The following is an 18,095-nucleotide window of genomic DNA, read 5'->3' as shown; positions in this document are numbered from 1 at the left end:
TGCATCGTCGGGGCAGATGCCGCCAACCTGACCAGATGAGATCGGGGCTAACCGTATGGAGACAGATCTGCGCGCCTTGGCCAGGGTCCAGGACTGGTACGGACCCCACTCGAGCGTTGCGGCCGAGTGGCCGGTAGAGGCGCTCCTCCGGGCCAAAGGCAGGACCACGGTCGCCGTCATCCTGCCCGCTCGCGACGAGGAGCGGACGGTCGGCGAGATCGTCACCGTGCTCCGTCGCGACCTCGTCGAGCGGGCGCCGCTCGTGGACGAGATCATCGTGGTCGATTCGAACTCCACCGACGCGACCGCCGCTCGAGCGGCCGCGGCGGGGGCCCGCGTGGTGGCGCAGGGCGCCGTTCTCTCGCACCTGCCGCAGCTGAGCGGCAAGGGGGAGGCGCTGTGGAAGGGGCTGGCGGCCTCCAGCGGGGATCTGGTCGTGTTCGTGGACGCCGATCTGCGTAATTTCGGCGCGCACTTCGTCTCAGGGCTGCTCGGGCCGCTGCTCGCCGACAACGCCATCCAGTTCGTCAAGGCCGCCTACGAGCGGCCCTTCACCGGCGCGGACGGGGTGGTGTGGCGCGGCGGGGGCGGGCGGGTGACCGAGCTGGTCGCCAGGCCGCTGATCAACATGTTCTGGCCGGAGCTGGCCGGCTTCGTCCAGCCGCTCGGCGGGGAGTACGCCGCCCGTCGCGCGGCGCTGGAACGGGTCCCGTTCGTCACCGAGTACGGGGTGGAGTTCGGGCTGCTGGTGGACCTGCTGGAGCTGGTCGGGCTGGACGCGATGGCCCAGGTGGACCTGGGTGTCCGGGCACACGGGCACCAGGCCATGCCCGCGCTCGGCCGGATGGCCGGCCAGATCATGCTCACCGCGTGGTCACGGCTGGAGCGCCAGGGCCGTGTGCTGTCCGCCACGTCCCCCGACCGCAGGCTGCTGCAGTTCGGGCTCGACGGGCAGGTCGACCTGGTGGACATGTCCGTGGCCGAGCGCCCGCCGCTGGCCTCCCTCGCCGTCGAGGACGTGGCATGAACATCCTGGTGAACGCCGGACCGTGGCTGCGGGTGCCGCCACCGGGTTACGGCGGGATCGAGAACGTGGTGGCCACGCTGGTCCCCGCCCTGCGCGAGCGCGGGGTGCGGGTGGTCCTGGCCTCCGTGGGATCGAGCACGCTCGAGGTGGACGAGCTGATCAACGTCTTCGACGACGGCCAGTTCGCCGAGCTGCAGAAGCCGTACAACCAGGTGATGGGCCTCGCGCACGCGCACCAGGCCCGCGTGGCGCGCGAAATCGGCCGCCGCGACGACCTCGACCTCGTCCACGACCACCTGGAGGTGGTCGGCCCGGCCGTGCTGTCCGCGCTCGGCGGCCCGCCGGTCCTGCACACCCTGCACTGGGACCTGCGCAAGCACGCCGCCTTCTACGGGGCCTTCCCGCGCTCGATCGCGGTCAACGGCGTCTCGAACTCCCAGCTCGCCCGCGCGCCCGACGCGCTGCGCGCCGCCTCGCTCGGCGCGATCCACCTGGCCACCCCGCTCGCCGACCGCGACGTGCGTAGCGAACACGGCGAGCACCTCGTCGCGATGGGCCGTGTCTGCGCGCTCAAGGGCACGCACGTGGCGGCCAGACTCTGTCAGAAGCTCGGCCTCCCACTGGTCCTGGCGGGCCCGGTGAGCGGCCTGAACACCCCCGCCGAGCTGGACGCCGTCGTCCAGGACCCGGACCACCCGCTGAACGGCCACCCCGACGTCCGCTACCACGTGCACGCGGTCACCCCTTACCTCGACGGCGACCTGGTCAGATGGGTCGGCTCCGTGGGGGGCGAGGCCCGCGACCAGCTCTACGCCTCGGCCCGCGCTGCCCTCTTCCCCATTCAGTGGGACGAGCCCGGCGGCACCGCCGTCGTCGAGGCCCTCGCCCTGGGCGTGCCGCCCGTGGGGCTGCGCCGCGGCTGCCTGCCCGAGATCATCGACCACGGGCGGACCGGGTTCCTCGCCGACACCGAGGAGGAGCTGGCCGAGTGGGTGCTGCGGGTGGCGGAGATCGACCCCGAGGAGTGCCGCCGGGAGGCCCGCCGCCGCTTCTCACCGGCCGTCATGGCCGAGCGCTACCTGGAGCTGTATGAGGAGGTCGGGAGGGCTCGCACGGCAGCACGGTGACCTGGAGCATTACGCGGACGTCAGGAGAATCCGCGCGGCAGCACGGTGACGGGACACGTCGACGCCCGCAGCACCTTCATCGCCAGCTCCCCGAGAAACACCCGGTGCGGCTGCGCGTCCTCGCTGGCCGCGCAGACCAGCAGCTCGCCCGGCAGCCACTCGATCGCCTCCAGCGCCGCGGTCACGTCGTGCCCCTCGGCGATCTCCGTCTCGGCCTCGATCCCGCTCGACTCCCAGGCCAGTCGTACGGCCAGCGCCAGGTCGTCCCCGAGCCGGCCCGGATCGTCCGTACGCAGGTCGAGCGTGATCAGCCGGAGCGGCACCCCGAGCCGGAGCGCGGCCTGCGCGATCCGCTCGACGGCCTCGTCACACTGCGGGCGGTGCACGTAGGCGAGCGTGAGCCGCGAGGGCTCGGCCGGCGGCCGGTAGCCGGCGGGCGTCAGCATCACCGCCTCGGACGACAGGTGGAGCAGGCTGTCGGATGTCGCCCCGATCGAGATGCGCCCGGCCTGCCCGCCACCCGCCGAGCCGGCCACGATCAGATCGGCCTTGATCCGGCTGGCCAGCACCGACAGCCCGCGACCCGCGCCCCTGCTCTCGAACGCGATGTACTCGGCCGGCACATCGCCGAGCTCCTCCGCCGCGTGCGCCAGCCCGGCCTGTGCCTCGACCGCCAACCCCGGGCTGCCCGGCGGGTAAATGGCGGCCACGGTGAGCTCGCCGCCGGTGACCCGCGTGATCGCGGCACCCAGGGCGAGCGCGTCGCGTCCCCCTGACTCGCCGGTATAGCCGACGACCACGTGCTCTCCGATCACGACTGCCTCCCTACCCGCTCTGAACTGGGCCTACGCGAGCCTGCCGGACCTCTCCAGGGGATCGGCCGGATTTCAGCACCTTTGGACGTTCGGGGGAGGCGGCGAGCAGTGATCGTTCGTAGGGTTATGTCCATTGCCCGTTCACGGATTGGACATCTGTTGTACCGCGACATCGTCGACTTCGCCCTCTCCACGCCCGCGTGGCTGCACACTCTCGCCGAGAAGGGCACCGACGCCGGGCTGTTCCTCTTCGCGGCGCTGTTCGCGTGGTGCTGGTGGCGGGAGAGGAACGGGCCGGCGCGTGACCTGGCCATCACGATCGCCGGACCCGCCGGTGTGGTGTGCGCCTACGTCCTCAGCGAGGTCGTGAAGACCTTCGTCAGGGAGGACCGGCCGTGCTGGGGCGGGATCCCGACGATCGCCGAATGCCCGCCCCCGAGCGACTGGTCGTTCCCGAGCAACCACTCCGTCATCGCCGCCGGCGCCGCCGGGGCGCTCATCCTGGCCTGGCGCGCTCTGGCCTGGGTGGTGCTCCCGCTGGCGGCGGTGATGGCGTTCTCGCGAGTGTTCGTCGGCGTGCACTACCCGCACGACGTCGCCGCGGGCTTCCTGCTCGGCTTGACGCTGGCCCCGCTCTTCACGCTGCTGCTGGTGGGGGCCGTCACGCCGATGGTACGGCTGGCGCGAAGCCGTCTGTCGCCGCAACGAGCCGACTGACGATGCCCGGCTCGGTGGCGGCGTGCCCGGCGTCGTCCACCACCTCGAACCGCGCCTCCGGCCACGCCTTGTGCAGGTCCCAGGCGGTGGCCATGGGCGTGCACACGTCGTAGCGGCCCTGCACGATGACGGCGGGGATGTGGCGGATCCGGTCCACGTTCGCGATCAGCTGCTCGGGCTCGAACCAGCCCAGATGGGTGAAGTAGTGGTTCTCGATCCGCGCGAACGCCAGCGCCATCTTCTCCTCACCGAACTCGGCGACCAGCTCGGGATCGGGCCGCAACGTGACCGTGCTGCCCTCCCACTGCGCCCACGCCTTGGCCGCGGCCAGCCGCGCCTCGGGATCGTCCCCCTCCAGCCGGGCGCGGAAGGCGGCGATCAGATCGCCGCGTTCCTCGACGGGGATCGGCGCGATGAACGACTCCCACACGTCGGGGAAGAGGCGGGAGGTGCCCTCCTGGTAGAACCAGCCCAGTTCCTCGGGGCGGAGGGTGAAGATGCCACGCAGCACCAGCTCGGTGGTCCTGTCCGGATGCGTCTGCGCGTACGCCAGGGCCAGCGTGCTGCCCCACGACCCGCCGAACACCTGCCACCTGTCGATGCCCAGGTGCTCGCGCAGCCGCTCCATGTCGGCGACCAGGTGCCAGGTGGTGTTGGCCTCAAGCGAGACGCCCGGGTCGCTGGCATGCGGCAGGCTACGACCGCAGTTGCGCTGGTCGAACAGGACGACGCGATACAGCTCCGGGTTCCACTGGCGGCGGTGCTTGGCGCTGCACCCGCCGCCGGGGCCGCCGTGGAGCATGACCGCGGGCTTGCCGGCCGGGTTGCCGCAGACCTCCCAGTAGATCTGGTTGCCGTCGCCCACGTCGAGCAGACCCGAGTCGTAGGGCTCGATGGGGGGATACAGGTTACTCATGCGCACTCCTGTGGTTGATTCCTTCCGGACGATATTGCCTGCTCTTCACCGAGACTAGGGTGAGCCCATGGAGCTGGTGACGATCGCTGACATCCGGGACGCGGCCGAGCGCATCAAGCCGGTCGCGGTGCGGACCCCACTGGTGCCCATGGGGGAGGTCTGGGTCAAGCCGGAGAGCCTGCAGCGGGTCGGGTCGTTCAAGATCCGCGGCGCCTACAACGCCGTCGCGGCGCTGCGGCCCGACGGGGTCGTCACCCACTCCTCCGGCAATCACGGCCAGGCGCTGGCGTACGCGGCCAAGCAGTTCGGGGTGCCGTGCGTCGTCGTGGTGCCCGAGGGGACCCCCGAGGTCAAGGCGGCGGCGATCAAGGGACATGGCGCCGAGCTGGTCGTCGTGCCGCCCGAGCAGCGGATCGCCGGGGCACTCAAGCTGGCCGAGGAGCGGGGGCTCACCATGATCCCGCCGTACGACCACCTGGCGGTGATCGCCGGGCAGGGCACCATCGGGCTGGAGATCGTCGCGGACCTGCCGGACGTCGAGGTGGTGGTCGTGCCGGTCAGCGGCGGCGGACTCGCCTCGGGCATCGCCGCGGCCGTCAAGGCGCTGCGGCCGGAGGCCACCGTGCTGGGCGTCGAACCCGAACTCGCCGCCGACGCGGCCGAGAGCCTGGCGGCCGGCCACGTGATCCCCTGGGAGCCGGCCCGGACCTTCCGTACGATCGCCGACGGGTTGCGGGCCGATCTGTCGGAGCTGACGTTCGCGCACCTGCGCGAGCACCTCGACGGCATCGTCACCGTGTCGGAGGACGAGATCCGCCACGCCATGGGCCACCTGGCCCGCTCGGCCCGCCTGGTGGCCGAGCCGAGCGGAGCGGTCACGACGGCGGCCTACCTGTCGGGGCGCGTCCCCGAGGGCCGGACGGTCCTGGTGCTGTCGGGCGGCAACGTCAACCCGGACCTGCTGCGCCAGGTCGTCTAAGCCTGGACCTCTCAGGCGTCCAGTCGTTCAGGCGGTCCACTCGTGGCGGGCCAGGAACGACCGGTCCCCGGTGGCGTACTCCTGGAAGGCCCGCTGCACCTCCGCCAGCTCGTCCACCATCGTCCGCGCCAGCGCCGCCTCCTTGTACTCCAGCTCGTAGCCGGGGGAGACCTGGATGAAGTGGCGCCCGAAGTTGACCAGTGTGACGAATGGGTTCTGTGGCGACATGGTGGCCAGGACGTCGTGCACCAGCCCGAGGTCCGGATCGTGGACGATCATCCCGTCACCGGTGTGGAGCTGCATGCCCTCATAGACACCGAGCGGCGCGGTGTTGTGCACGAGATCGCGCTGCGGGTCGTAGCAGACCAGCCCATGAGCCCGCGCGACGGTGAACACCTGGGCCGACATCTCGTCCATCGTGTCGAGGTCCATCGTCACCAGCAGATGTCCCGGATAGACCGTGACCACGCCCGGCAGCTCCTTGGCCACCTCCGGCACCTCGCCCGCGACGGGCTGTGTCTTCTTGACCGCCAGGTAGGCGGCCCGCGCCTGATCCCGGCTGATCGGCGCGGACTCGTCCCAGACCATCAACTCAACGCTCACCCGCTCATCTTGTCGGATTGAGCAGCAGTTGGTGGCACTCACCCCCGCACACGCGGGAACGCCCGGCTTCATGACCGCGTCTAGCGCGGCTTCTCCGACTCCGGAACCAGCTGTGCCGTGCAGTGAGCGCATCGGCGCGCCTCAAGGGGGATGTCACTTCAGACATTCCGGGCACGGCCGGGTCGTCGCGGCCTCGCCCTTGTCGAACAGGCTGATCAGCCGGTTCATCGGCAGCACGATCAGCCAGTAGACCACCGCCGCGATGATCAGGAAGGTGAGCAGGTGGTTGAGGAAGTCGCCGTACTTGAACTCGCTCCCGTTGACGGTGAAGGAGTATTCGGCGAAGTTCGGCTGTCTCCCCCCGGTGACCGCCCCGATCAGCGGTGTGACCAGGTCGGCGACCAGCGCCTGCACGAGCCCGCTGAAGGTGGCGCCGACGATCACCGCGATCGCCAGCTCGACGATGTTGCCACGCAGCAGGAACTTCTTGAATCCGCCCATGGCCTGGGTAAATAGCCGGTCAAGGAAGGGTCAAACCTTCCCCCGCCGCTACGGGCATATATCGCGGTAGAGGGGCGGTTAGACGATGTCGAACGTCCCGGCCTTGATGCCGTCTCGGAAGCCTTCCCACTCCTGCCGGGTCAGCGACAGATGCGCGCCGGTGGAGTCGGTGCCGACTCGCACGAGCACTCTGTCGACTTGCCTCGCTACCTCCACGCAATTGCCGTTGTTGCACGAGTGCCAGGTCAGATCACGCGGAGCCTGGGGGGAACTCATGCGGTACCTCGCAGAAAGGTCGGTGACAGGCATGGTGCACCGCAATCGTAACCCGGCATCTACCCCATAGTGGGATTGATGGGCCATATGCAACGGAAGGGGCAGGCGACTCATGCCTGCCCTCCGCACGTCTTCGAGCGTTACCCCTTGATGCTCCCGATGAAGCTGGCCCACTCTTCAGGAGAGAACTGCAGGATGTCGCCCTCAGCTACCTTGGTGTCGCGAATGGCGATTCGACCGCTCGGAAGCTTGGCCACAGCGACACAACTGCCGTTGTTGCAGTGGGAGGAGATCCTCCACATAGGCTCCAGCTGAGGATGCGAGGTCATTTGTCACTCTCCTGCCTAGGAATGGCGAGACCCCTAGCAGGAGCGCGCCAAGCTGATTGCAAGGTGGGCCCTTGACGTGCAGAAACGGCGCGCGTGAAAGATCGGGCCCAACCCCACATGCTAGGCCCTGGCTGTCAGTTGCCGCTGGCATTTGCCGGTGCTTGGCTGAATCGTTTTCAGCCTTTTTGAGCGACAAATAGGTCTCGGTGCTCCAATATCCGTTTTCTGGAATCGTCGGGGCGGAGCGCCGCGGCTCGAAGGTGGTTGAGCACCTCCCTAAACCGGATGAGCTGGTTGGGCTTCTCCAGAAAGATCTGCCCGGCGAGTGTGTCCAGGTAGACGGTGTCGGCCACGCCCGCGTTCGGGTCGAACGCCAGCAGCATGAAGGCGCTGTCGAACCCCATGTGAGCGCCGACGGTGTACGGAACGACCTGAATGGTGACGTCCGGCAGATGGCTCAGCTCGGCGAGTTGGGTCAACTGCTCTGCCATGATCTGCTGACTGCCGACATGGCGGTGCAGCGCGGATTGGTCGAGCAGGACCCAGTAGCGCGGCGGCGACGACTTGTGCAGGATCTCCTGGCGCTTCATTCGGACGGCCACGCGCTCATCGAGCACGTCGCTCGCGATGCGCGGCAGGAAGCCCTGTATCACGGCTCTGGCGTAATCCTCGGTCTGGAGCAGTCCTGGAATCGTCGTGGTCTCATACTCGGAGATCTCGACGGCCTCGGCCTCCAGCCCGATGAGCGGGCGGAAGCCCACGTCCTCGGAGTCCTGCCACCAGCTCAGCTGCTGTGCCTCCTTGGCGAACGCCATCAGCTCCGACGGGTCGGCGACTCCGTACAGTCCGCACAGGTCGCGAACGTCGCGCAGGCTGGCCCGCCGTTGGCTGGTCTCGATGCGGCTGATCTTGGCTGGGGAGCAGAGCAGTTGCTCGGCGACCTCGGCGATGCTCAGCCCGGCTTCGGTGCGCATCTCGCGTAGCCGGGCGGCCAGCTGCCGCTGGCGCAGGGTCGGGTTCGCCATCATCCCTCATCCATCTGGCCATGGCCGATCACCTCTTCGTGACGCCGTGCCGAGATCCTATGCCGAGGTGATTGCCGGTGGCATGTGAGTAAGGCAAACGTCACCGACATGTTCCTATGGCAATTGCCATAGGCATCCGCATTTACGGGTAAACAGCTCCCAAAGGGACGCCGAGAGAAGGAGGGCGTGATGCCCGTAGGAGGAGCGACTCGGTCCCGGGGGGCGGCTTGGACCAGCGCCGCTGGGGCCGGAATCGCCGACCGGACACGAAGCTGGACCGGTGTAGCCGCACCGGCCCAGCTGAAGGACGACCATCCCCCGCTGCCAGAGCAGAAGGACGATCCACCATGGATGTTAGCAACATAACCCTAAAATCAACGGTTCGTAATCCCGTCCGTCGCCTCCTCGTCAGCATCCTCGAAGTCCTCGATGCCTGGGCGTTCGCCGAGCTGGACGCGAGAGCCAGGGGACGGGGCTGGCAGGTGCGCCGGCCCGCCCTGCTCATGCGGGTCTATCGCGCCCCCGAGTTCGACACCTACGTACGGTGTGCCGCCTGCGCAGGCGAAGGCGTCACCAGGCAGGGTCTGTGCCGCGCCTGCCTGGGGCTGGGCAGAGTGCGGCCATGAACCGGCGGTTCCTCGACGAACTGAACCGCGCCACCACCCCGATATCACGACCGAACCCCTTGGTCGTGCTGTGGCGGTGGCGGTATGAGGTCGCGACGGTCATCTGCCTGCCACTCCTCGCGTACCTGATCGTGGCCTCGTTCGGCCCCATCTCCCTGGCGGCCATGGCCGTGCCCGCCGTGATCGTCCTCTGGCCGCCCGCGCGGTCAGGGGCGTGGGGGCGGATCCGGTGCGTGGTCACCGCGCACCGGATCCGCGTTGGACTCGTCGAGGCGTACGTCGTCAACAGGCGAGGCAAGATCCCGGTCATCGTGTGGTGCGCGCCGGCGCCGTTCGGGGAGCGCGTCTGGCTGTGGTGCCGGGCCGGGACCACGCCGTCCATCGTCGAGCAGGGTCGTGAGGTCATCGCGGCCGCCTGCTGGGCCACCGAGGTGGTCGTCCGGCCACACGCCGGCAGCCCGCACTGGGTGCTGCTCGAAGTCATCCGGCGGGGCCGTTCTTTCCGAACTCTGTCCGAGAAGGCTCGGCACGCCCGAGGCATGCTGTGAACGTGGGTCGCCTCTGATACCGCGCCATCAGGGGCGGCTCACCGGCGGGAAGCGTGTTAAGCCGTCTGGTGGGAAGGACCTGTGATCAGCCAGGGCCGGACGCCTCCTTCGAGGCCGGGCTTGTCCGGCGGAGCGAGGGAACGGAACATGGGGAAAGACGGCAAGGGAGCCTCGATGATCGAAATCTGGCCGGGAGACCCCTATCCTCTCGGTGCGACATATGACGGGGCAGGCACCAATTTCTCGCTTTATACGGAGGTCGCGGACAAGGTCGAACTGTGCCTTTTCGATGAGGCCAACGCCGAGTCCAGGGTGCCGCTGACCGAGGTCGACGGGTTCATCTGGCACGGTTATCTGCCGGGCATAGGTCCAGGCCAGCGCTACGGCTATCGCGTCCATGGGCCCTACGAGCCGGAGCGGGGCTTGCGGTGCAATCCGGCCAAGCTGCTGCTCGACCCGTACGCGATGGCGATCGAGGGTGGCGTCACCTGGAACGAGGCGGTCTACGGTTACCCTTTCGGCCAGCCCGACGCGCGCAATGAGGCCGACTCTGCGCCCTATGTCCACCGCTCTATCGTGATAAATCCGTTTTTTGGGTGGGGACACGACCGGCCGCCGGCCACGCCGTACCACGACACCGTGATCTACGAGGCGCACGTGCGCGGCCTGACGATCAGCAACCCGAAGATCCCCGAGCACCTGCGCGGCACGTACGCCGCGCTCGGCCACCCGGAGATCATCGATCACCTCACCAAGCTCGGCGTGACGGCGCTCGAACTGATGCCCGTCCATCAGTACGTCACCGACGACATCCTGGAGCAGCGCGGGCTGTCCAACTACTGGGGTTACAACTCGATCGGCTTCTTCGCGCCGCACAACCGCTACTCCAGTCAGGGGCAGCGGGGCGGTCAGGTGCTGGAGTTCAAGGCCATGGTGCGGGCGCTGCACGAGGCGGGGATCGAGGTCATTCTCGATGTCGTCTACAACCACACGGCCGAGGGCAACCACCTCGGGCCGACCCTGTCCCTCAGGGGGATCGACAACCCCGACTACTACCGGCTGGTCGACGGCGACAAGCGCTACTACCTGGACACCACGGGCACCGGCAACAGCCTGCTCATGCGCTCGCCCCACGCGCTTCAGATGATCATGGACTCGCTGCGCTACTGGGTCATCGAGATGCACGTGGACGGGTTCCGCTTCGACCTGGCCTCGACCCTGGCCCGTGAGCTGCACGAGGTCGACCGGCTGAGCTCCTTCTTCGACCTGGTCCAGCAGGACCCGGTGTTGTCGCAGGTCAAGCTGATCGCCGAGCCGTGGGACCTCGGGCCGGGCGGTTACCAGGTCGGCAACTTCCCCTCACGATGGACGGAGTGGAACGGCCGCTACCGCGACACGATCCGCGACCTGTGGCGCGGGCAGCCCGCGACGCTGCCCGAGTTCGGCTCCAGGTTCACCGGCTCCAGCGACCTCTATCTGGACGACAGCCGCCGGCCCGCCGCCTCGATCAACTTCGTCACCTGCCACGACGGATTCACCCTGCAGGACCTGGTCTCGTACGACGTCAAGCACAACGAGGCCAACAAGGAGGGCAACCGCGACGGCACCGACGACAACCGGTCCTGGAACTGCGGCGCGGAGGGCCCGGCGGGCCTGGCCATCGAGTCGCTGCGCGAGCAGCAGAAGCGCAACTTCCTGACCACGCTGTTCCTGTCGCAGGGCGTGCCGATGCTGTCCCACGGCGACGAGCTGGGCCGCACCCAGCACGGCAACAACAACGGCTACTGCCAGGACAACGAGCTGACCTGGGTCGACTGGTCCGACGTCAGGGAGAACTGGCTGCTGCTGGAGTTCACGCAGAGGCTGGCCGCGCTGCGCAAGAAGCATCCGGTCTTCCGGCGCAGGCGCTTCTTCTACGGCAAACCGGTACGCGGCCTGAACGACATCGCCTGGCTCACCCCGTCGGGGGAGGAGATGACCGACAGCGACTGGAACGTCGGCTACGCCAAGTCGCTGGCCGTCTTCCTCAACGGCGAGGCCATCACCGAGCCCGACCGGCGCGGCCGGCCGATCAGGGATGACTCGTTCCTGCTGCTGTTCAACGCCCACCACGACATGATCACGTTCACGGTCCCCAAGGACTACGGCGAGATGTGGCAGACCGAGATCGACACCGCCATGCCGATCGTGCTCGACGTCCGGATGTGCCGAGCGGGGGAAGGGGTCGCGGTGCCTGGTCGCAGCGTACGGGTGCTCCGTCGTGTCTAGGCCGGTTTCTACCTATCGGGTCCAGCTGACGCCCGACTTCGGGTTCGCCCAGGTGGGGGAGATCGCCGCGTATCTTCGGGACCTGGGGGTCAGCCACGTGTACCTGTCGCCGATCCTGCAGGCGACGCCCGGCTCGCTGCACGGCTACGACGTCACGGACCACTCCCGGATCAGGGCGGAGTTCGGCGGCGCCAAGGGGTTCCGTGAGATGGCCGAGCAGCTGGCCGCACAGGACCTCGGCATCGTCCTCGACATCGTGCCCAACCACATGAACACGATCAACGCCCAGTTCTGGTCCGTGCTCGCCGAAGGCCCGGCCTCCCCGTACGCCGCCTGGTTCGACATCGACTGGGACGGCGGGAAGGTGGCGCTGCCGGTGCTCGGCGACGACGTCGAGCCGGTGGTCGACGGCGACGTGCTGCGCTACCACGAGCACGTCTTCCCCCACCCCGGGCACTACCGGCTGGTCGACTGGCGTCAGGGGCCGGGCTACCGGCGCTTCTTCGACGTGTCGACGCTGATCGGGCTGCGGGTCGAGAACCCCGAGGTGCTCTTCGCCACGCACGAGGTGATCTTCTGGCTGCTCGACGAGGGTCTGGTCGACGGGCTGCGCGTCGATCATCCGGACGGGCTGGCCGATCCGCGCGGCTACCTCGAACGCCTGCGCGCCAGGTCCGGCGGCGCCTGGACGGTCGTGGAGAAGATCCTGATCGGTGACGAGCGGCTGCCCGAGGACTGGGACTGCGAGGGCACCACCGGCTACGAGGTGCTGAACCGGGTCAACGGCCTGTTCGTCGACCCAGCCGGTGAGGCGCCGCTGGTCGAGCTGTTCACCCGGCTCACCGGTCTGCCCGGCGATTTCCGGCCGGTGGTGGCGGAGGCCAAGCGCGAGGTCATCGAGCTGTTCTTCGGTGCCGAGGTGCGCCGCCTGGCCCGTGCCGCCGGGTGCGCTCCGGCCGCCGTCGCCGAGTTGCTCGCCGCGATGCCGGTGTACCGGGCGTACATGGTGCCGGGCGAGCCGCCGCCACCCGCATCGGTGGAGATCGTCGAGCGGGCCGCCGACGCGTGCTCGCCCGCCGTGCAACCGTTCGTCCAGCAGGTCCTGTACGGCCCCGCCGACGTGATCACGCGTTTCCAGCAGACCTGCGGGCCGGTCATGGCCAAGGGGGTCGAGGACACGGCGCTGTACCGGTGGTTCCCCCTGTCGTGTCTGAACGAGGTCGGCGGCGATCCGGACCTGTTCGGCGTCTCGGTGCCGGACTTCCACGCGTTCTGCCGCGACCTGCGACCGTACACGATGACCACGCTGTCCACGCACGACACCAAGCGGTCGGAAGACGTACGCGCCCGGCTGGCCGTGCTGTCGGAGCTGCCCGACGAGTGGGCCGAGGCGGTGTCGGAATGGTCGGCGGCCGTGAGCTTCGATCCACGGCTCGACTACCTGGCCTGGCAGAACCTCATGGCGGCCTGGCCGATCTCCGGCGAACGGTTCGCCGAATACCTGCTCAAGGCGGCCCGGGAGGCCAAGACCTCCATTTCCTGGATAAATCCGGATCCGGGGTACGAGCAGCGGCTTCGCGACTTTTCCGCGGCGGCCGTGAAGCTGCCGGTGGGCGAGTTCACCGAGCGCGTCGACGCCTTCGCCATGGCCAACTCGCTCGGGGCCAAGCTCGTCCAGCTGATGATGCCCGGGGTGCCGGACGTCTATCAGGGCAATGAGATGACGGATTTCTCGCTGGTCGACCCGGACAACCGGCGGCCGGTGACGTTCGGGCGGTCGCCGGTGTCGCGCTGGGACGCGGCCAAGCTCGCGGTGACGACCCAGGCGCTGCGGCTGCGGCGTCGGCTCGACCCCGCGGCGCCGTACACACCGCTTCTGGCCGAAGGGGAGGCGGCGGAGCACGCGATCGCCTTCGCGCGCGGAGACGAACCGCCGCAAGCGGTCGCGGTCGCCACGCGCCTGCCCGTCCGCCTCGCCCGCCGCGCGCAGGTTGCGGGTGTACAGCTGGGGGAGCGGGAGATGTGTCTCGGCTGGGGCGGCACCACGCTGACCCTCCCGCCCGGCACCTGGCGCGAACTGCTGACCGGCGGCGTCTACACCGGCCGCGTCCCTCTCGCTCACCTGCTCGCCCGATACCCCGTCGCGCTGCTGGAGAGACATGATCTTTGAGGTGTGGGCTCCGAACGCCACGACCGTGGAGGTCGACCTGGACGACGTCCTCGACGGGCGCCGCGCGATGACCGCCGGTGCGGGCGGCTGGTGGGCGGCCGACGTACCGGAGGCCGGGCATGGGACTCGCTACCGGTACGTACTCGACGGCGAAGGCCCGTACCCCGACCCCCGCTCCCGCCGCCAGCCCGATGGCGTCTTCGGGCCCAGCGCCGTCTACGACCACGCGCGCTACACGTGGGCCGACCATGAGTGGACCGGCCGCGACCTGCGCGGCTCGGTGATCTACGAGCTGCACATCGGCACGTTCACCCAGGCCGGCACGTTCGAGGCGGCCATCGAGAAGCTGCCGCATCTCGTCGAGCTGTCCGTGGACTTCGTGGAGGTCATGCCGGTGGCCCCGGTGCCCGGGGGGCGCAATTGGGGCTATGACGGGGTGGACCTGTACGCGGTCAATGAGACGTACGGCGGCCCCGACGGGCTCAAGTCGTTCGTCGACGCCTGCCATCGCGCCGGCATCGGAGTCCTGCTCGACGTCGTCTACAACCACCTGGGCCCATCGGGCAACTTCCTGCACCCCTTCGGCCCTTACTTCGCCGGGTTCAGCGGGAGCTATTGGGGCGAGGCGGTCAATCTCGACGGGCCGGGGTCCGACGAGGTACGCCGCTACTTCATCGAGAACGCCCTGCAGTGGCTGCGCGACTACCACATCGACGGCCTGCGGCTCGACGCCGTACACGCGCTGCACGACAAGCGCGCCACACACCTGCTGGCCAAGCTGTCCGACCAGGTGGACGCGCTGTCCTGCGCGGTGGGCAGGCCGCTGTCGCTCATCGCCGAATCCGACCTCAACGACCCGCACATGGTCCGCTCCCTCGACGCGGGCGGGCTGGGAATGACCGCGCAGTGGGACGACGACGTCCACCACGCGCTGCATTGCGCGGTGAGCGGCGAGAGCCACGGCTACTACGCCGACTTCACCGACCTGTCCGCGCTGGCCAAGGCGCTGACCCGCGGTGTCGTACACGAGGGCGGCTGGTCGAGCTTCCGCGGCCGTACGCACGGGGCGCCGTACGTCGGAGTGCCCGGCCACCGGCTCGTCGCCTGCCTGCAGAACCACGACCAGATCGGCAACCGGCCTCTGGGCGACCGGCTGCCCGTCTCCGCGCTCAAACTCGGCGCCGGACTGCTGCTGACCTCGCCGTTCACCCCGATGCTGTTCATGGGGGAGGAGTGGGGGGCCGGTACGCCGTTCCTGTTCTTCTCCGACCACGTCGACCCGCAGTTGCGGGAGAGCGAGGGCGGGCGCAGGGAGCAGGAGTTCGACGGATTCGGGTACGCCTGGGACGCTCCCGACCCGTCGCGTGAGGAGACGTTCCTGCGCTCCAAGCTGGACTGGGACGAGGTGAAACAGGAGGTCCACTGGTCGCTGCTGTGCTGGTACCGCGACCTGATCGCACTGCGCAAGGCGCTGCCCGAGCTGTCGGACCCGCATTTCGACAGCGTCCGGGTGGAGTTCGACCCGGACGGGAAGTGGCTGGTGATGTGGCGGGGGTCGCTGTGCGTCACGGTCAATTTCGGGGCGGACTCGGTGACGCTGCCGGTGTCGGTGGGGGCCGCCCTGCTGGCCTCTGATGAGCCGGTCGCCGCTGGTGAGGATGGGGTTTGGCTGCCTGGGCAGAGTATGGCGATCTTCAGGTCCCCTGGCGGTCAGAAGAGCGGACCTGTCTGACCATCCCGAAGGGTTGACTTGGATCACTCGTTTTGGCCTTCGGGGGGACGGGCCTGGATCACGTGTCTGGACCTTCTGGCGAGCGGGCTTGGATCATCGTTTTTTAACTCGCGGTGGCCGCGGTCGGTTCGGGATTGATCTGGCGGCCCGCAGGAGTCTCGACGGACGGATGTCCTTGCCCTGTGCTTTTGTTGCCCACAGCCCCGGCTGTTTGTTGTCTACAGCCCTGGCTGTTCTCTACAGCCCCGGCTGTTGTTTACAGCCCCGGCTGTTGTCCACAGCCCCGGCTGTTGTCCACAGCCCCGGCCCCATCTGCCGAGACTTATCCCCAGAACGCCGTTCGCCTCCACGCCTCCACCTCCCGATCACCGATCCTGGTGCCCCACCGCACCCCCGGAGGCTTACGTGAAGATCACTCTCCCTCTGCCTGCCCGCCTGACGTCCCACTTTGTCGTCCCCGTCGTGCACGTCCCTTTCGACATCGAGTCGTTCATGCCATGGCGGGTCGGCAGACCCTACAGACGGGCGGTGAGCGCCGCCCTGGGCACCCCGCTCCTGACCGTCACCCATCACCGCTCACCCTGGAGACCGGCCGGTGTCACGCTCGCGATCGAGGAGCGCCACCTGCTCCGCCGAGCCCAGCAGCACGTCCTGGTCTCCTCGACAGCACCCCCGCACGCGCTGCCCACCAGCATCCAGGTAGCCCGCGCGGCGGCGCGCGCGGTGGCGCAGGAGTGCGAGGGGCTGGTCATAGATCCGCTGACGGGCATCACACTGCTCACCTGCGATCGACACACCGACATCCCGACCACTCCCTCGCCACCACCCAGCGCTGGCGGCTTCCAACCAACCTCCGAACCGGTGTCCGGGTCGGTCTCTGCGTCGATACCCAGGCGAGTAGCCGGGCCGGTGTCTGGATCCATCTCCGGGGCGGTTTCTAGGCCGGTGTCCGGGCTGAACCCTGGGCCGGTGTCTGGACCGGTCGCTAGGCCCGCGTCCGGGTCAGTCTCTGACCATGTTTCCGGACCGATGTCCGGGTCGGTCTCCGGGTCGGTTTCGGCACCGGTCTCCGGACCGATGCCTGTGTCGGTCTCTAGGCCGACCTCTGGACCGGTGTCCGGCCGGGTAGCTGGACCGATACCTGGGCCGGAGTGCGGATCAGTACCCGGGGCGACCTCTGGGCCGATATCCAGGTCGGTGTCCGGGCCGGCTTTTGGGTCAGTCGTCGCCGGGCCGGGGTCCGGGGCGGTCGGTCGTCGGCGGGGAGACGACCCGGTCGCCTTCCCAGCAATCGGTGAGTCGCCCGTGTTCCGCCTGGCCGACGACTGGCTGGGCTGGGACGTGCAGGTCCACGGGGACGCCACCTGCCCGCCGTGGGACCCGGCTGACACCGGCGCCTGCGACTGCCTGCGCGTCACCTCCCGGGGCCTGCGTCGCTTCGCCCTACCCGAGATCACCTTGGACGGCGCAGCCTGCGCCCACAGCCTGTGCGCCACGAGCCTGCTCCGCAGAGTGGCACACCACCTCGTCACCGATCACCTGGCCTTCCTCGCGACCCACCCGGACGCCACCGAGCGCACGATCGACGACCACGTACGCATAGCGACCTCAGCCGGGCACGGCGGCTCACCCTTCACCGTCCACCTCACCCCCTGCGACACCGACCCGACCAGCCACGGCCGCATCCGCCGCATCAGCCGGCTCAAGGTCGCCCCAGTTCCAGGCGCGGGCCAGGTCGCCTACCTCAGGACCGACCCACCCCCGGGCACAGGCCAGGTCACCCACCTCAAGGTGGGTCCACCGCCGGGCTTCAGCGGCTCCCTCAACGACTGGCTGTGCGCCACCCACCGCACCACCCACGACATGCCGACCGTCCTCGGCTGTGACCTGACGGACCCATCCTCAGTTCTCGTGGCGTAAGCCAGCCCACACACCGTCCAAGAGGAAGCGCGGCATGTGACATGTGGCCTGTCCTCGGCTGTGACCTGATGGAGCTGTCCTCGGTTCTCGTGGGGTGAGCCAGTCCACACACCGTCCGGGAGGAAGCGCGGTATGGAGCATGTGGCCTGTCCTCGGCTGTGACCTGATGGATCCGCCCCAGCCCCGGGGACATGAACCCGCCCACAGGAACCCCGTAGGGTGCAGCTCCTTGCGGTGGTCACTTGCCGAGCGGGGTGGCTGCTGTCCTGGCTGTTTGGTCGCGTCAGCGGCTTCTATCGTGGGCGCAGGCGTGCGAGGCGGTGGTGGCGATGGGGGTCATTGCTGCAGGAACTGGCACGGCGGCGGGCCGGTTCCAGCGCCAACACGGCACCACACGGCGGGTCATCTCTCCTGCCACGGTGTCGCAGCAGCTCCGGCGATGCTGCGAGGAACTTTCCGAGCACTACCCGCAGTTTTGGACGGTGCGATTCACCCCGTACGACTTCCGCGGGATCT

At 68.8% G+C, this 18,095-nt stretch carries 18 protein-coding genes; 10 read left to right on the top strand and 8 right to left on the bottom strand.

All coding sequences use genetic code 11. The features are described 5' to 3' along the window. Positions 1–55 precede the first annotated feature (55 nt). Together ACQP2T_RS49285 and ACQP2T_RS49280 are read left to right on the top strand one after the other, a co-directional pair. On the top strand, positions 56–1,027 hold the full coding sequence (locus ACQP2T_RS49285) for a glucosyl-3-phosphoglycerate synthase (RefSeq protein WP_433511711.1): 972 nt from the start codon (positions 56–58) through the stop codon (positions 1,025–1,027). Continuing rightward, positions 1,024–2,154 carry a glycosyltransferase gene (locus ACQP2T_RS49280; protein WP_433511710.1) on the top strand — a complete coding sequence of 377 codons (1,131 nt, stop codon included), beginning with the start codon at positions 1,024–1,026 and terminating at the stop codon, positions 2,152–2,154. The genes ACQP2T_RS49285 and ACQP2T_RS49280 overlap by 4 nt, the downstream gene beginning before the upstream one ends. Positions 2,155–2,174: 20 nt before the next feature. Here the strand turns inward: ACQP2T_RS49280 and ACQP2T_RS49275 are convergent, their stop codons facing one another. Continuing rightward, positions 2,175–2,969: a universal stress protein gene (locus tag ACQP2T_RS49275; protein WP_433511709.1), complete on the bottom strand. Its 795-nt coding sequence runs from the start codon at positions 2,967–2,969 to the stop codon at positions 2,175–2,177. Positions 2,970–3,128: 159 nt separating this feature from the next. On the opposite strand from ACQP2T_RS49275, the gene ACQP2T_RS49270 reads away from it, so the two are divergent. Further along, positions 3,129–3,686, top strand: a complete 558-nt coding sequence (locus ACQP2T_RS49270) for a phosphatase PAP2 family protein (protein ID WP_433511708.1) — start codon at positions 3,129–3,131, stop codon at positions 3,684–3,686. On the opposite strand, the gene pip is transcribed toward ACQP2T_RS49270, so the two are convergent. Next, positions 3,631–4,602, bottom strand: a complete 972-nt coding sequence (gene pip / locus ACQP2T_RS49265) for a prolyl aminopeptidase (RefSeq protein ID WP_433511707.1) — start codon at positions 4,600–4,602, stop codon at positions 3,631–3,633. The two genes, ACQP2T_RS49270 and pip, sit on opposite strands and share 56 nt — an antisense overlap. A 67-nt stretch (positions 4,603–4,669) precedes the next feature. Between pip and ACQP2T_RS49260 the strand changes: the two genes are divergently transcribed. Continuing rightward, positions 4,670–5,581 carry a threonine ammonia-lyase gene (locus ACQP2T_RS49260; RefSeq protein ID WP_433511706.1) on the top strand — a complete coding sequence of 304 codons (912 nt, stop codon included), beginning with the start codon at positions 4,670–4,672 and terminating at the stop codon, positions 5,579–5,581. Positions 5,582–5,608: 27 nt separating this feature from the next. Here the strand turns inward: ACQP2T_RS49260 and ACQP2T_RS49255 are convergent, their stop codons facing one another. The 5 genes from ACQP2T_RS49255 to ACQP2T_RS49235 form a co-directional block, all read right to left on the bottom strand. Then, complete coding sequence (locus tag ACQP2T_RS49255) at positions 5,609–6,184, bottom strand: hypothetical protein (RefSeq protein ID WP_433511705.1); 576 nt, start codon at positions 6,182–6,184, stop codon at positions 5,609–5,611. A gap of 153 nt (positions 6,185–6,337) precedes the next feature. Continuing rightward, on the bottom strand, positions 6,338–6,685 hold the full coding sequence (gene mscL / locus ACQP2T_RS49250) for a large conductance mechanosensitive channel protein MscL (protein WP_433511704.1): 348 nt from the start codon (positions 6,683–6,685) through the stop codon (positions 6,338–6,340). 78 nt (positions 6,686–6,763) lie between these two features. Beyond that, a complete protein-coding gene (locus ACQP2T_RS49245) occupies positions 6,764–6,868 on the bottom strand; it encodes a hypothetical protein (RefSeq protein ID WP_433511703.1) in 105 nt (34 codons plus the stop codon). Positions 6,869–7,101: 233 nt separating this feature from the next. Then, positions 7,102–7,263, bottom strand: coding sequence for a DUF397 domain-containing protein (locus ACQP2T_RS49240; RefSeq protein WP_433519934.1), 162 nt, complete (start codon positions 7,261–7,263; stop codon positions 7,102–7,104). Between the two features lie 203 nt (positions 7,264–7,466). Beyond that, the gene (locus tag ACQP2T_RS49235; RefSeq protein WP_433511702.1) at positions 7,467–8,318 is read right to left on the bottom strand and encodes a helix-turn-helix domain-containing protein; all 852 of its coding nucleotides are present in this window, start codon (positions 8,316–8,318) and stop codon (positions 7,467–7,469) included. 344 nt (positions 8,319–8,662) lie between these two features. Here ACQP2T_RS49235 and ACQP2T_RS49230 point away from each other — a divergent pair, with 344 nt between their 5' ends. From ACQP2T_RS49230 to treZ, 5 genes are all read left to right on the top strand, one after another. After that, on the top strand, positions 8,663–8,941 hold the full coding sequence (locus ACQP2T_RS49230; protein WP_433511701.1) for a hypothetical protein: 279 nt from the start codon (positions 8,663–8,665) through the stop codon (positions 8,939–8,941). Next, entirely contained in the window at positions 8,938–9,489 is a 552-nt protein-coding gene (locus ACQP2T_RS49225; RefSeq protein ID WP_433511700.1) for a hypothetical protein, read from the top strand. Before ACQP2T_RS49230 ends, ACQP2T_RS49225 begins: the two co-directional genes overlap by 4 nt. Before the next feature lie 174 nt (positions 9,490–9,663). Then, positions 9,664–11,757, top strand: coding sequence for a glycogen debranching protein GlgX (glgX, locus tag ACQP2T_RS49220; RefSeq protein WP_433511699.1), 2,094 nt, complete (start codon positions 9,664–9,666; stop codon positions 11,755–11,757). After that, positions 11,750–13,927 (top strand): malto-oligosyltrehalose synthase, encoded by a 2,178-nt coding sequence (treY, locus tag ACQP2T_RS49215; RefSeq protein WP_433511698.1) that lies wholly within the window; start codon positions 11,750–11,752, stop codon positions 13,925–13,927. Before glgX ends, treY begins: the two co-directional genes overlap by 8 nt. Continuing rightward, positions 13,917–15,659, top strand: coding sequence for a malto-oligosyltrehalose trehalohydrolase (treZ, locus tag ACQP2T_RS49210; protein WP_433511697.1), 1,743 nt, complete (start codon positions 13,917–13,919; stop codon positions 15,657–15,659). The genes treY and treZ overlap by 11 nt, the downstream gene beginning before the upstream one ends. Positions 15,660–16,235: 576 nt before the next feature. Here treZ and ACQP2T_RS49205 read toward each other — a convergent pair. Then, positions 16,236–16,454, bottom strand: coding sequence for a hypothetical protein (locus ACQP2T_RS49205; RefSeq protein WP_433511696.1), 219 nt, complete (start codon positions 16,452–16,454; stop codon positions 16,236–16,238). 510 nt (positions 16,455–16,964) lie between these two features. Between ACQP2T_RS49205 and ACQP2T_RS49200 the strand changes: the two genes are divergently transcribed. After that, a complete protein-coding gene (locus ACQP2T_RS49200) occupies positions 16,965–17,579 on the top strand; it encodes a hypothetical protein (protein ID WP_433511695.1) in 615 nt (204 codons plus the stop codon). The last annotated feature ends 516 nt before the right edge of the window (positions 17,580–18,095 follow it).

The sequence above is a fragment of the Nonomuraea sp. CA-143628 genome (genome assembly GCF_050942315.1).
In the GTDB taxonomy this organism is placed as follows: Bacteria; Actinomycetota; Actinomycetes; order Streptosporangiales; family Streptosporangiaceae; genus Nonomuraea.
The sequence above is the reverse complement of the archived record's forward strand: the minus strand, read 5'-3'. Positions and strand labels throughout refer to the sequence as shown.

Excerpts from the sequence above, each read along its gene's own strand:
- ACQP2T_RS49285 (WP_433511711.1), top strand. The coding sequence starts at position 56 with ATGGAGACAGATCTGCGCGCCTTGGCCAGGGTCCAGGACTGGTACGGA.
- ACQP2T_RS49280 (WP_433511710.1), top strand. The coding sequence starts at position 1,024 with ATGAACATCCTGGTGAACGCCGGACCGTGGCTGCGGGTGCCGCCACCG.
- pip (WP_433511707.1), bottom strand. The coding sequence starts at position 4,602 with ATGAGTAACCTGTATCCCCCCATCGAGCCCTACGACTCGGGTCTGCTC.
- ACQP2T_RS49260 (WP_433511706.1), top strand. The coding sequence starts at position 4,670 with ATGGAGCTGGTGACGATCGCTGACATCCGGGACGCGGCCGAGCGCATC.
- mscL (WP_433511704.1), bottom strand. The coding sequence starts at position 6,685 with ATGGGCGGATTCAAGAAGTTCCTGCTGCGTGGCAACATCGTCGAGCTG.
- ACQP2T_RS49240 (WP_433519934.1), bottom strand. The coding sequence starts at position 7,263 with ATGTGGAGGATCTCCTCCCACTGCAACAACGGCAGTTGTGTCGCTGTG.
- ACQP2T_RS49235 (WP_433511702.1), bottom strand. The coding sequence starts at position 8,318 with ATGATGGCGAACCCGACCCTGCGCCAGCGGCAGCTGGCCGCCCGGCTA.
- ACQP2T_RS49230 (WP_433511701.1), top strand. The coding sequence starts at position 8,663 with ATGGATGTTAGCAACATAACCCTAAAATCAACGGTTCGTAATCCCGTC.
- ACQP2T_RS49225 (WP_433511700.1), top strand. The coding sequence starts at position 8,938 with ATGAACCGGCGGTTCCTCGACGAACTGAACCGCGCCACCACCCCGATA.
- glgX (WP_433511699.1), top strand. The coding sequence starts at position 9,664 with ATGATCGAAATCTGGCCGGGAGACCCCTATCCTCTCGGTGCGACATAT.
- treZ (WP_433511697.1), top strand. The coding sequence starts at position 13,917 with ATGATCTTTGAGGTGTGGGCTCCGAACGCCACGACCGTGGAGGTCGAC.